At 73.0% G+C, this 13110-nt stretch carries 11 protein-coding genes; 6 read left to right on the top strand and 5 right to left on the bottom strand.

Translation table 11 applies throughout. From position 1 onward, the window contains the following. Positions 1 to 10: 10 nt before the first annotated feature. Positions 11 to 1156 carry an MBL fold metallo-hydrolase gene (locus ACFWOG_RS02050; protein WP_329949594.1) on the bottom strand — a complete coding sequence of 382 codons (1146 nt, stop codon included), beginning with the start codon at positions 1154 to 1156 and terminating at the stop codon, positions 11 to 13. Between the two features lie 333 nt (positions 1157 to 1489). Here ACFWOG_RS02050 and fabG point away from each other — a divergent pair, with 333 nt between their 5' ends. After that, the gene (fabG, locus tag ACFWOG_RS02045; RefSeq protein ID WP_329883443.1) at positions 1490 to 2209 is read left to right on the top strand and encodes a 3-oxoacyl-[acyl-carrier-protein] reductase; all 720 of its coding nucleotides are present in this window, start codon (positions 1490 to 1492) and stop codon (positions 2207 to 2209) included. Position 2210: 1 nt separating this feature from the next. Beyond that, complete coding sequence (gene fabI, locus ACFWOG_RS02040) at positions 2211 to 2978, top strand: enoyl-ACP reductase FabI (RefSeq protein ID WP_329883444.1); 768 nt, start codon at positions 2211 to 2213, stop codon at positions 2976 to 2978. Between the two features lie 175 nt (positions 2979 to 3153). Here fabI and ACFWOG_RS02035 read toward each other — a convergent pair whose 3' ends face one another. The 3 genes from ACFWOG_RS02035 to ACFWOG_RS02025 all read right to left on the bottom strand — a co-directional run bounded on the left by ACFWOG_RS02035 (position 3154) and on the right by ACFWOG_RS02025 (position 6492). Then, on the bottom strand, positions 3154 to 5319 hold the full coding sequence (locus tag ACFWOG_RS02035; RefSeq protein WP_380353819.1) for a hypothetical protein: 2166 nt from the start codon (positions 5317 to 5319) through the stop codon (positions 3154 to 3156). Continuing rightward, positions 5316 to 5663, bottom strand: a complete 348-nt coding sequence (locus ACFWOG_RS02030; protein WP_329883446.1) for a hypothetical protein — start codon at positions 5661 to 5663, stop codon at positions 5316 to 5318. Before ACFWOG_RS02030 ends, ACFWOG_RS02035 begins: the two co-directional genes overlap by 4 nt. Positions 5664 to 5817: 154 nt before the next feature. After that, a complete protein-coding gene (locus tag ACFWOG_RS02025; protein WP_329883447.1) occupies positions 5818 to 6492 on the bottom strand; it encodes a FadR/GntR family transcriptional regulator in 675 nt (224 codons plus the stop codon). A gap of 86 nt (positions 6493 to 6578) precedes the next feature. Between ACFWOG_RS02025 and ACFWOG_RS02020 the strand changes: the two genes are divergently transcribed. The 3 genes from ACFWOG_RS02020 to ACFWOG_RS02010 all read left to right on the top strand — a co-directional run bounded on the left by ACFWOG_RS02020 (position 6579) and on the right by ACFWOG_RS02010 (position 8775). Continuing rightward, positions 6579 to 7895 (top strand): CynX/NimT family MFS transporter, encoded by a 1317-nt coding sequence (locus tag ACFWOG_RS02020; protein WP_380353816.1) that lies wholly within the window; start codon positions 6579 to 6581, stop codon positions 7893 to 7895. Between the two features lie 118 nt (positions 7896 to 8013). Then, on the top strand, positions 8014 to 8136 hold the full coding sequence (locus tag ACFWOG_RS02015; protein WP_329883449.1) for an SGM_5486 family transporter-associated protein: 123 nt from the start codon (positions 8014 to 8016) through the stop codon (positions 8134 to 8136). Positions 8137 to 8247: 111 nt separating this feature from the next. Further along, positions 8248 to 8775 carry a histidine phosphatase family protein gene (locus ACFWOG_RS02010; RefSeq protein ID WP_329883450.1) on the top strand — a complete coding sequence of 176 codons (528 nt, stop codon included), beginning with the start codon at positions 8248 to 8250 and terminating at the stop codon, positions 8773 to 8775. Between the two features lie 150 nt (positions 8776 to 8925). Here ACFWOG_RS02010 and serB read toward each other — a convergent pair whose 3' ends face one another. Next, positions 8926 to 10182, bottom strand: coding sequence for a phosphoserine phosphatase SerB (serB, locus tag ACFWOG_RS02005; protein WP_329883451.1), 1257 nt, complete (start codon positions 10180 to 10182; stop codon positions 8926 to 8928). A gap of 315 nt (positions 10183 to 10497) precedes the next feature. On the opposite strand from serB, the gene ACFWOG_RS02000 reads away from it, so the two are divergent. Then, a complete protein-coding gene (locus tag ACFWOG_RS02000) occupies positions 10498 to 13101 on the top strand; it encodes an FHA domain-containing protein (protein ID WP_329949597.1) in 2604 nt (867 codons plus the stop codon). The last annotated feature ends 9 nt before the right edge of the window (positions 13102 to 13110 follow it).

Below are 13110 nucleotides of genomic sequence, written 5' to 3'. Positions count from 1 at the left end.
CGCGGTTCCGCTACCCGACCGCCTCCCACCAGCCGTCCAGCTCCGGCGGGTTGTCGACGTCCACGCGCTCACCGGGGCGCGGCACCGCCAGCCGTACGCCCTGCTCCTTGGCCTCGACCAGCAGCCGCTCGACCGGCTCGGCCCACGGGTGCAGGCCGAGGTTGAAGGTGCACCAGTGGACCGGCACCAGCAGGTCCGCGCCCAGCTCGCGGTGGGCGAGCACGGCGTCCTCCGGCGTCATGTGGATGTCCGCCCAGGCCGGGTCGTAGGCGCCGACCTGGACCAGCGCGGCGTCGAACGGGCCGTGCTCGGCGCCGATCCGCCCGTAGCCCTCGAAGTAGCCGGAGTCGCCGGTGTAGAAGACCTTGCGGGTCGCCCCGGCGACCACCCACGAACCCCAGAGCGTCGTGTTGCGGGTCAGACCGCGGCCGGAGAAGTGGTGGGCGGCGGTCAGCGTGAGCGCCAGCTCGCCGAGCGTGCAGGTCTCGTCCCAGTCCAGCTCGATGATCCGGTGCTCCGGCACCCCCCAGCGGCGCAGGTGGGCGCCGATGCCGAGCGGCACCGCGAACGGTGCCGACTGGCTGCGCACCAGCCGGCGGACGGTCGCCATGTCCAGGTGGTCGTAGTGGTCGTGCGAGATCAGCACCGCGTCGACCTGCGGCAGCTCCTCCAGCTCCACCGGTACCGGGTGCAGCCGGCGCGGGCCGACCTGCGTGGCGGGGGAGCAGCGCTCGCTCCAGATCGGGTCGAGCAGCACGCGGGAGCCCTCGATCTCGACCAGCGCCGAGGCGTGCCCGTACCAGGTGATCGCGACACCCTCGGCGGCCGGGCCCGCCCCGCCGGCCGGCCGGACGGTCGGCACCGGGAGGCGCGGCGTCCGGCCCTCGCGCTGGAACAGCATCCGGCGCACCGTGTCCCCGTCGAAGGACGGAGCGCCGGCCGGCCGGGCCAGCTCGGAGGGCGCGTTGTGGAAGACGCCGTCGCGGTACTGCGGCGAGTTGCGCAGCCGCTCCTCCCGCTCCCCGTCCGGCCGCCGACCGAACGCCGCCGGCAGGTCGCGCAGCGCCCAGGCGACCGTTCCCGCACCGGCCGCCAGCGCGGCCAGGGCCAGCAGTCGTCCGCGCCGGTGGGTGGTCCCCGGCTGTGCCTCGCTCATCCGCGCTCTGCCTCCGCTCGTCGCCGGGGCCTGGTCCGGCGTTGCTGTGCGGCGGCCCCGACTCGTACCGCACCACGGGGGCAACGGGTGCACCCCGCCGCCGGGTTCCCGATCCGGCACGCAGCGGACACCACAACGCCGCGCCGGCGGTCCGGCGGATCGGGCGAAAATGGCATGGGCACGGATTGTCGGATACCGACAGTTCCTTTGGTGCGGCGCTGTGGGAGCTCGATTCGCCGCCGCGCCGGGCCGACCGATAGCGTCACACCGCGTACATGATTGCGACGTACGCGGACATCACGGCGTACGCACACTACGGAGAGAGGTGGATCGTTGAGCCGCTCGGTTCTCGTCACCGGAGGTAACCGGGGCATCGGCCTCGCGATCGCCCTGGCCTTCGCCGAGGCGGGCGACAAGGTCGCCATCACCAGCCGGTCGGGCGAGGTGCCCGAGCAGCTGGCCAAGTACGACGTGCTCGCGGTTCGCTGCGACATCACCGACAGCGCCCAGGTCGACGCGGCACTGACCGAGGTCGAGGGCGCGCACGGCGCGGTCGAGGTGCTGGTCGCCAACGCCGGGATCACCCACGACACGCTGCTGCTGCGCATGTCGGAGGAGGACTTCACCTCCGTCCTGGACACCAACCTCACCGGTACGTTCCGCGTCATCAAGCGCGCCTCCCGGCTGATGATGCGCGCCCGCAAGGGCCGCATCGTGCTGATCTCCTCGGTGGTCGGCCTCTCCGGTTCGCCGGGCCAGTCCAACTACGCCGCCTCCAAGGCCGGTCTGGTCGGCTTCGCCCGCTCGCTGGCGCGCGAGCTCGGCCCGCGCAACATCACCGTCAACGTGGTCGCCCCCGGCTTCGTGGACACCGACATGACCGCGGTGCTCAGTGACGAGCGCCGCGCGGAGATCGTCGCCGGCGTGCCCCTGGGCCGCTACGCGGCGCCCGCCGAGGTCGCTTCCACCGTGCGGTTCCTCGGTTCGGACGAGGCCGCGTACATCACCGGAGCCGTCATTCCCGTCGACGGCGGATTGGGCATGGGTCACTGACATGAGCGGAATCCTTGAGGGCAAGCGGATCCTCGTCACCGGTGTGCTGATGGAGTCCTCCATCGCGTTCCACACGGCCCGGCTGGCCCAGGAGCAGGGCGCGGAGATCATCCTCACCGCCTTCCCGCGGCCGAGCCTCACCGAGCGCATCGCCAAGAAGCTGCCCCACCCGGTGAAGGTCCTCGAACTGGACGTCTCCAGCGAGGAGCAGCTGGCCGGCATCGCCGACCAGGTCCGCGAGCACCTGCCGAGCCTGGACGGCATCGTCCACTCGATCGGGTTCGCCCCGCAGGACGCCCTCGGCGGGAACTTCCTCAACACCCCGTGGGAGTCCGTGGCGACCGCCATGCAGGTCTCGGCGTTCTCGCTGAAGTCGCTGACCATGGCGCTGCTGCCGCTGATGCAGGACGGCGGCTCGGTCGTCGGTCTGACCTTCGACGCCCAGTTCGCCTGGCCGAAGTACGACTGGATGGGCCCGGCCAAGGCCGCGCTGGAGGCCACCTCCCGCTACCTGGCCCGTGACCTCGGCCCGCGCGACATCCGCGTCAACCTGGTCTCGGCCGGTCCGATCGGCTCGATGGCCGCCAAGTCCATCCCGGGCTTCGGCGACCTGGCCGCCACCTGGGACAACCGCTCGCCGCTGAAGTGGGACGTGAGCGACCCGGAGCCGGCCGGCCGCGGCGTCGTCGCCCTGCTCTCGGACTGGTTCCCGAAGACCACCGGCGAGATCGTCCACGTGGACGGCGGCCTGCACGCCATCGGCGCCTGACCACCCGCGTCCCGCGCCACCGCCCGGCTCTCCTTCCGTCGAGGAAGGGGCCGGGCGGTGTGCTGTCCGCGGCACGGCACGACTGCGGGGCGGTCGGTTCGCTCCCGCGCCGGGCGGCCGCGGCGCAGGCCCGGGAGGGGGCCGGCGCGGACCGTCCGGGTGCGTCGGGGCAGCCTCACTGCTGGACGTTCCGTCCGAGGGCGATCAGCGCGTTGGTGTTGCCGCTCGTGTGGCCGGTCCCCAGCTCGGTCGAGATCAGCTCGGTCTCGTCCTCGTTCAGGTGGTTGGCCCTGCCCCAGGCGCCGGCCATCTCCTGGCTCTCGGTCAGCGAGGCGAAGTGAGCCCGGGAGTTCGCGGTGTTGCCCGCGTCCTGGGCGTCCTTCCTGACGTCCTCCACCCAGCCGCTGATCCCCGCGTCGACGAAGGCGCCGGCGACGCCCCCGACCTCGGGGACGAACCCGGTCACGGTGCCGCTCACCGAGGAGGCGAACCCGCCGGCCTTCTCGGCCCACTCCATCCGGTCGTCCTTCTCGTCCAGGACGATGTCCGACCGGATGGCGTCGAACGCCCCGAGCGCCGTCCCGATGTTGCGTGCCGGCCCCTGCCGCTCCGCCGGTCCGGCCTGCGGATCGGGCGGGACGGCGGCCAGGGCCACGGCGGCCTCGGCCCGTTCGGCGTTGTAGAGCGTGGCGTACGCCTCCGGCTCCTCGGAGGCACCGCGCATGACCCGGACGAGGTGGTCGGCGCTGCCGCCGAGGTGGCCCTCGCCGTCCTGTTCCCACGCGCCGGTGCGGTGCGCGCCGGCGTGGTGCTGACCGAGGACCGGGTGGGTGTCGGCCACGTAGTCGGACAGGGCGTTGGCCAGCGGCACGCGAAGGTCCTCGTGGACCTCGGCGCCCCTGCCGTCCGCGTCCAGCGCGTCGACGACGCCCTGCATGACCCGTGCCTGCGCCGGGGTGTGCGGGCCTCCGCGGTGGCTGCCCCCGCCGGGGACGTCGCCGGTGGCGGCGGCCTCCAGGGCGGCGGCGAGGCCGGCCTGGTGGGTGCCCCTGTCCTGGATCGGCGGGCCGACGAGGGCGGCGGTGCAGGAGGTGGGCCAGTCGCGCTCGCGCAGCAGGTACCTGAGGCGGTCCTCGGCCCCGGGCGCCCTCGGGTCGAGGAACCGGGTGGCGGCCTCGGGGCTCCGGCCCATCAGCCCGAGCACGCCGTCCACCGGGTCGTGCACCAGGTCGGGGCGGGGGCCGTTGAACTGGTGGACCCTCCAGTGGTTGCCTCTGCGGTCGGCCGCGAGGACGTCGGTGCCGAGGTCGTCGAGGAACTGCGCGCCGTACCCGGCGGTGCCGTTCCGGAGCAGGGTGACGAGAGCCTGGTAGCCGTGGACCGGCGCCGGACCGCCGCCGAGGTGGCGGTCGTCGATGTTCCTGACGCCCGCTTCCCGCAGGCCCTCGCGGAACTCCCGGTAGAACGTGGACCCGGTGTCGCGGGTGGCGCCGGCGACGGTGTCGGCCAGGTTGGCCCGCAACCCGCCGTACTCGCCCTTGAGCCTGCCGCTCCGGTCGTTGATCCGCACGTCCAGCTCGTCGGCGAGCAGCAGGGTGCCCTCGGCGCCGAGCGCGCCGAGCAGGGTCCGGCCGTACACGGGGTTGCCGGAGCCGGCCTTCATCAGGTTGTCGAGCTCGGCGAGCTCCTCCGGGCCGAGGGTCCTGCCGTCCTTGAGCTTCCGGGCGAGCGAGGCGGCACGCCGGCCGTCGGCCTCGTCCCCGCCGCCGACCGCCCGGCCGTTGAACTCGTTCACCAGGTCGCCGACCTTGGCGGCGCGCCGGAGTCCGCGGGCGGCCCGGGAGTCGGCGGCCGTCGCCTCCTCCAGGTAGGTCCTGATCTTCTGCGCCCAGGCGGCGGCCGCTCGGTCACGCTCGCGCCGGTAGTCGGGCTCGTGGCGGTAGGCGGACCTGCCCCCCTCGTCGAGCGTGGTGACGTCGAACACGACGGCGCCGGTGCCGGTCACCTTCATGCCGTCGGCCTGGGCGTCCGCGACGGTCCGCCTGAGTTTCTGCTGCGCCGACCCGAAGTCGTCGTGCGCGTCGCCGATGATCGAGGCGACGGCCTCGGCCTCGGTCTGCGCGTCGAGGGTCTGCTGCCGGGTGTGGCCGACGTGCCGGTGGGCGGTGAGCGCGGTGTAGCCGAGCCAGAGGCCCTGGTTGCCGGTGACGGAGAGCACCTCGTTCTCCAGCCGGTGCTGGACGAGCCGGTACCTGCGGGCCATCTCGGTCCAGTCGGCGGCGGCCTTGGCCATGGCGGAGAGGTCCGCCTCCACGACGTCCTCGAAGCCGAGCACGGTCAAGCCTTTCCGGTGAACGAGGTGGCGATGCCGTGCTCGACGTCCAGGTAGTTGGTGTGGGTCTGGCGCATCATCCCGGCCTCCTGGTTGAGCCGGCCGTTCAGCTGGGACACCTGCTCGTGCCACTCCCGGAGTGCTCCGCGCAACGCGGCGGCGGTGTCCCATCCGCTCAGCCCCGCCGCGGCCGCTCCGGTCGCCTCGTCGGCGGTCCTCCCGGCCGCGGTGCTGTCGCCGGCGATGCCGTCGAGCGCGGTGGCCGCCCGGTCGATCGCCGCCGTGGACACCTTCGTCGGCGTTCCGCCGCCCGGGCCCTGGCCCTGGCCCGACTTCAGGTCCGGATCCGCCATCGCTGCTCCCCGTCGTGCCCGCACCCGGGTCGCAACCCGGCCGTCTACGAAGTGTGACGGGACGTTAGCACGCCGAAACCCCCCTCCCGCCGGGTTAGCGGGCCGTTCCGGGGGCGTTCCGGCCGGGGTCCGGACCGGCCGGGGTCCGTTCGGGTCAGGGCCGGCCGTCGGTGCAGGTGCCGATGGCGCGGCCGGCCTCGTGGGAGGCGCGCCGGGGGTCGCGGGCGCGGATGGCGTCGACGATCTTGTCGTGGCCGAGGTAGCGCTCGGCGATGAGCTCGGGGCCGACGTCGTGGCGCAGGTGGGCGCGGGTGACCTCGCCGAGGTCGGCGTAGACGGCGGCGAGGACGTCGTTGTGCGCGGCGGCGACGACGGCCTGGTGGAAGGCGGCGTCGGCCTGGATGAAGTCCTCGGCGTCGCCGGAGCGCCAGGCGTCCTCGCGGCGCGCCAGGGCGGCGTCGAGGAGGGCGAGGTCGCGGTCGGTGCGGCGGTCGGCGGCGAGGCCGGCGGCGGAGGTCTCCAGGGTGACGCGCAGTTCCGCGACGTGGGCCTGGTCGGCGTCGGCGAAGCGGCGGTGCATGACGCCGGCCAGTTCGCTGGTGGCGAGGACGTAGGTGCCGGAGCCCTGGCGGATGTCGAGCAACCCGTTGTGGGCGAGGGCGCGGACGGCCTCGCGGACGGTGTTCCGCGCCACACCCAGCTGCTCGACGAGGGCGGCCTCCGTGGGGATGCGGGAGCCGACGGGCCACTCGCCGGAGGTGATCTGGGCGCGCAGCTGGGCGATCACCTGGTCGGACAGCGGGGTGCGCCTCGGCGAGGACAGCGCCACGGGGGACTCCTTGGGGTCGAGTGGGTCGGGCCATCATGCCAACTCAAGGATGCGCTAATTCATCCCATCATTCTATGATGGCCGGCATGTCGTCCGCAGCAGACACCGCAGCCTCGCCCGATACCGATACCGATACCGACAGTGGTGCCGGTACCGGGACCCGACCGCAGACCGAGCGGCCCGCCCCGCCCCGCCGCAGCCACCTCGGCTGGCTGTTCGCCGTCGCGATCGCCGCCGCGGCCTTCAACCTCCGCCCGGTGGTCACCAGCCTCGGGCCGCTGCTCGACCAGGTCCGGGCCGACCTCGGGATGAACCCCACCGTGGCCGGGCTGCTCACCGCCGTGCCCTCGCTCTGCTTCGCCCTCTTCGGTTTCGCCGCGCCCGGCCTCGCGCGCCGGCTCGGCCCGATCGCGGTGGTCACGGCCGGGCTCGGGGCGATCACCGCGGGCGTGCTGGCCCGTTCCTTCGCCGGTGGCACGGCCGTCTTCCTGCTGCTCACCGCGCTGGCGCTGGCCGGTGTCGCGGTCGCCAACGTGCTGATCCCGGTGGTGATCAAGCGGTACTTCCCGGAGAAGGTCGGGCCGATGATCGGCCTGTACTCAATGGCACTGTCGGCCGGCACCGCGCTCGCCGCCGCCGTCACCGTGCCGCTGACCGGCGCGCTCGGCGGGGACTGGCGGTTCGGCCTGGGTGTCTGGGCCGCGCTCGGTGCGGTCGCCCTGCTGCTCTGGCTGCCCGTCCTGCTGCCCCGGCGGCGCGAGAGCGGTGGGCAGGCCAACGGCCGGGGGGCCGGGAAGCTGCCGATCACCCGCAGCCGGACCGCGTGGGCGCTGGCCTGCTTCTTCGGCTTCCAGGCCACCGGCGCGTACGTGGTGATGGGCTGGCTGCCGAAGATCTTCCAGGACGCCGGCGTCTCCGAGGGCACGTCGGGCGTGCTGCTGGCGCTGACCATGGTGATCGGCGTGCCGGTCTCCTTCGTCCTGCCCAACCTGGCCGCCCGCCGGGGCGACCAGCGGCTCTTCGTGGTGGTCCTGGCCTCCTGCGGCATCGCCGGGTACTCCGGGCTCGCACTGGCCCCGTCCACCGCGCCGTGGGCGTGGGCGATCCTGGTGGGCCTCTCCAACTGCGCGTTCCCGCTGGTGCTGACCATGATCGGCCTGCGCGCCCGGACGGCCGGCGGCGTGGCCCAGCTCTCGGCCTTCGCCCAGGGCGTCGGCTACCTGATCTCGATCCCGGGGCCGATCCTGATCGGCCGCCTCTACGAGGCCACCGGCGAGTGGTACCTGCCGCTGGGCTTCCTGGCGGTGCTGCTGGTGCCGCAGATGCTGTTCGGCCTGCGGGCGGCGCGGGCCCGGTACATCGAGGACGAGGCGGTCCTGCCGGTGGCGGCGGCGGGGGCCTGAGGCCGCGCCGCGCGGCCGGGACGGGACGGGCGCGGGCCCCGGTCCGATCCCGGTCCGGCCCCGTCACCGGCCCGGGGCCGGTGACGGGCGGGGACGACCGGGGTGGGAGAATCCGGTCATGCCCGTACTCGACCCGAACCCCACCGACGGCCACAAGAAGCTGGGCCAGCTCGCCGCCGCGATCGGCGGCATCGTCGTGCTCCTGGTGATCGTGGCGATCATCGCCCGGAACCTGGGCTGAACCCCGCACCCACGTCCGGGTGAACACGCAGGACGGCGCTCCCACTCCGGAGAGTGGTGGCATCGGGCAGCACCGCGCTCCCGGGCGGCTTTTCTGCCAAGCTTGCTGGGTATGAGCGCCGACACGCCCCGCAGGATCATCGTTCTCCGCCACGCCAAGGCCGACTGGCCGAACGGCGTCGACGACCACGAGCGGCCGCTGGCCGATCGGGGCCGACACCAGGCACCGGAGGCCGGACGCTGGCTCGCCGACTCCGCCCTCAACCCCGACTACGTGCTCTGCTCCACCGCCCTGCGCACCCGTGAGACGTGGAAGCTCGCCGCCCACGAGCTGCCCAAGCGCTCCCGCAAGACGGTGTACGAGGACCGGGTGTACGAGGCCAGCCCCGGCGAGATCATCGCCGTCCTCCAGGAGACCCCGGACGACCACGCCGACCTCGTCCTGGTCGGCCACAACCCGGGTGTGCTCGGCCTGACCCAGGTCCTGGCCGGCGACGAGGGGGACCGCGAAGCGCTGGAGCGGCTGCGGCTCGGGGGCTTCCCCACCGCGGGCGTCGCGGTGCTCAGCTTCAGCGGCTCGTGGAAGAACGTCGAGCCGGGCGTCGCCGCACTGGTCTCGTACTTCACGCCGCAGGAGTGAGCCGGGACGCCGGTGCGGACGCGCGGCGGACACGCGGCGGACGCGCACGGCGGACGAACAGCTGATGCGTCGCTGACGTACGGCCGACGCACAAGGGGGCGCGCGGATCTGGTCCGCGCGCCCCTCGTCGTCTTCCGTACCGGGTACGGGCTACTCGGCCGGCTGGCCGTCCAGCACGTCGGCCGCCTCGACCTCCTCGCGGGTGATCCCGAGCAGGTACAGCACGGTGTCCAGGAACGGCACGTTCACCGCGGTGTCCGCGGCCTCCCGCACCACCGGCTTGGCGTTGAACGCCACGCCCAGCCCGGCCGCGTTCAGCATGTCCAGGTCGTTGGCGCCGTCGCCGATCGCCACCGTCTGCTCCAGCGGCACCTTGGCCTGCTCGGCGAACCGGGCCAGCCAGCGCGCCTTGCCCGCCCGGTCGACGATGTCGCCCACCACCCGGCCGGTGAACTTGCCGTCCTTCTCCTCCAGGGTGTTGGCCGCCGCGTAGTCCAGCCCCAGCTGCTCCACCAGGTGGTCGGTGACCTGGGTGAACCCGCCGGAGACCACCGCGACCTGGTAGCCCAGCCGCTGAAGCGTCCGGATCAGCGTGCGCGCTCCCGGCGTGAACCGGACCTCCGCGCGCACCTTCTCCGTCACCCCGGCGTCCAGGCCGGCCAGGAGCGCCACGCGGGCGCGCAGCGACTCCGCGAAGTCCAGCTCGCCGCGCATCGCCGCCGCGGTCACCTCGGCGACCTCCTGCTCGCAGCCCGCGTGGGCGGCGAACAGCTCGATCACCTCGTCCTGGATCAGGGTCGAGTCGACGTCCATGACCACCAGCCGCTTGGCCCGCCGCTCCAGCCCGGACGCCACCACCGCGACGTCCACCCGCTGGGTGGCCGCCTCCTGCGCCAGCTCGGCGCGCAGCCGGTCGGTGGCCACGCCCGAGACGGTCAGCTCGACGGCGGTCACCGGGTACTTGGCGAGCCGGAAGACACGGTCGATGTTGCCGTCGGCGGCGGTGATCCGGGAGGTGAGCGCGGCGACGGCGGAGGCGGTCAGCGGGTGGCCGAGGACGGTGACGTGCGAGCGGCCCTCGCGGCGCGGCCGGTTGTCGCCGATGCCGGACAGGATCTCGGCCTGGAGCTTCTGCTCCTCGGCCCAGCGGTGCACGACGGACCGCAGCCCGCCCTCGGCGCCGGGTGCGCCGGGAGGAGTGACCAGGGCGCAGAGCGTTATCCGGCCACGGGTCACCACCTGCTCGATGTCGATGACGTCGACGCCGAACCCGGCCAGGGTGGCGAAGAGACCGGCGGTGATGCCGGGGCGGTCCTTGCCGAACACCTTGACGAGCAGGGTGCGCTCGTCCTCGGTCCGGGGCTGCGGGGCGGGGAACGGCTCTGCGGCCAAGGGCGATGCGTTCATGGTGCCTCCCACGCTACCCGCCGCCCGACGGGGCCACGGCACCCGTCCGCGTCGTGGACGCACCGGGACGCACCGGGCGACGCCGGGCGCGCGCCCGTGGACATGCGGTGGACGTGCCGCGTGCGCGCCGCGTACGCGCCGTGGACGCACGGTTCGGGGGCCGTCCGCGAATCGTTGCCGCCTGGTCACAGTCACCGGGGGTGACTTTCACGGACGACCGGGGGGCTGGAATGATTCCCCCGTCAGATTGACGATCATTTCGCCCCGGGACGGGGCGCACCATCGGGGGAACCGAGAGAGCGGGGCAGGCGAGCAGTGCCGCAACTCGTCATCGAGATCAACGGACAGCAGCGGACTCTGGAGCCCGGGCGGTCCTACACCATCGGTCGCAACCCGCAGTCGGACTTCCCGTTCGACGACGCGCGGGTGTCGTGGCACCACGCCACCATCTCCTTCAACGGGGCCGGCTGGCAGCTGGACGACCACGGGAGCACCAACGGGACCTACACCGCCGGCGCCCGCACCATGCAGGCCCAGCTCTTCCCGGGAGCCGTGGTCAACCTCGGCAACGCCGAGAACGGCCCCCGGCTCTCCTTCTCCGCGCCGGCGCAGGCCGCCGCCCAGGCCCCGGCCTGGCACGAGGCCGCCACCAGCCGCAGCGCCGCACCGGAGGCCCACGCCGCCCAGCAGCAGGCGCAGCAGCCGTGGGCCCAGCAGCCCCCGGCGGCCCAGCAGCCGTACCCGCAGCAGGCCCAGCAGGCCCAGCCCCAGTGGCCGGGTCAGCAGCAGCCGTTCCCGCAGCAGCAGGCGCAGCAGCCGTACCCGCCGCAGCAGGGCTTCCCGCACCAGCAGGGGTTCCCGCAGCAGGGCGCCGCGCCGCACGAGGGCCCCGGCGGCCCGCAGCCGACGGTCATCCGCAACCTGACCGCCGGCATGAACACCATCCGGATCGGCCGCGCGCTCGACAACGACATCGTCGTCTCCGACCTCCAGGTCTCCCGCCACCACGCCGAACTGCGCCAGCTGCCCGACGGCCGGTACGAGATCGTCGACCTCGGCAGCCACAACGGCATCTTCCTCAACGGCCAGCGGGTCGAGCGCCAGCTCATCGGCCCGCAGGACCGCCTGACCGTCGGCCACTCCAGCTTCGTCCTGGTCGGGGACCAGCTCCAGGAGTTCGTCGACACCGGCGCGGTCTCCTTCTCCGCCCGCCACCTGACCGTCGAGGTCGACTTCAAGGGCGGCAAGAAGGTCCTGCTCAACGACGTCAGCTTCGGCGTCCCGGAGAAGTCCCTGGTCGCCGTCATCGGCCCGTCCGGCTCCGGCAAGTCGACCCTGCTGCGCGCCCTCACCGGCTACCGCCCGGCCGACCGCGGCGACGTCCTCTACGACGGCCGCAACCTCTACAAGCAGTTCGCCGAGCTGCGTTCGCGCATCGGCCTGGTGCCGCAGTCGGAGATCCTGCACAAGGAACTGACCGTCCGCAACGGCCTCAAGTACGCGGCCCGGCTGCGCTTCCCCGGTGACACCGAGGCGCGCGAGCGCGAGGCGCGGATCGACGAGGTGCTCTACGAGCTGCGCCTGGACAAGCGCGCGGACAACCGGATCACGGCGCTCTCCGGCGGTCAGCAGAAGCGCGTCTCGGTCGCCCTGGAGCTGCTCACCAAGCCGTCGCTGATCTTCCTGGACGAGCCCACCTCGGGCCTCGACCCGGGCATGGACCGCGAGGTCATGCAGATGCTGCGCGGCCTCGCCGACGACGGCCGCACCATCCTGGTCGTCACCCACTCGGTGGCCGAACTCGCGCTCTGCGACCGGCTGCTGGTGATGGCACCGGGTGGTTCGGTGGCCTACTTCGGCCCGCCGGACGAGGCGCTGCACTTCTTCGGGTACGAGACCTGGGCCGACGTCTTCCAGGCCTTCGAGAACTACCCGGACCACGACTGGGCCGGCCGCTACCGCGGTTCGGTGCACTACCAGCAGTACTCGGCCGACGTGGAATCCGGTGCCGTGCAGTCCGCCCAGATCGTGCAGGAGGCGGTCCGCCCGCCGAAGCCGCAGAGCTGGGGCTCGCAGCTGTGGACGCTGATCCGCCGCTACGCCTCGGTGCTCGCCTCCGACCGCGGCTTCCTGGCCCTGTCGGTGCTGCTGCCCGCGGTGCTCGGCGCGGTCAGCGTGCTGATCCCGAACGAACCCGGCCTCGCCCCGAACCCGAAGTCGCAGCTCGGCCTCAACAGCGGCGCGGCGACGATCATGCTGATCCTGGCGATCGGGGCGTGCTTCTCCGGGGCGGCCAACTCGGTCCGCGAGCTGATCAAGGAACGGGCGATCTACGAACGGGAACGGGCCACCGGGCTCTCCCGCTCGGCGTACATGATGTCCAAGATCATCGTGCTGGGGTTCTTCAGCGTGATCCAGGGCGCGATCATCTCCGCCGTCGGCTTCCTGCCGCGCAAGCTGCCCGCGCACGGCCTGGTCTTCAAGGACCTGCCCATCATCGAGATGAGCTTCGGCCTCATCCTGCTGAGCTTCGCCTCGATGATGTTCGGCCTGGCGATCTCGGCCCTGGTCAAGACCGCCGAGAAGACCATGCCGCTGCTGGTCATGTTCGCGATCATCCAGGTCGTCTTCACCGGCTGCCTCTTCCAGATCTTCTCCAAGCCCGGCCTGGAGCAGTTCGCCTGGCTGATGCCCGCCCGCTGGGGCACCGGCATGGTCGCCACCACGCTCGACCTCTCGCACCTGCTCGGCCCCTGGAACAAGGACTTCCAGAACCCCGAGTACGACGCGCTCTGGGGCCACAACTCGGGCCAGTTCTGGTTCGACGCCGGCGTGCTGATCGCGATGTCGGTCGTCATCGGCGTCATCGTGACCCGCCTCCAGCGCCGGCACGAGCCCGAGGTCATGCAGAAGGGCTGACCCCTTCAC

Origin of the sequence: Kitasatospora sp. NPDC058406 (genome assembly GCF_042722765.1) — a bacterium.
Lineage (GTDB): Bacteria > Actinomycetota > Actinomycetes > Streptomycetales > Streptomycetaceae > Kitasatospora.
This window is presented reverse-complemented; position numbering and strand designations above follow the sequence as displayed.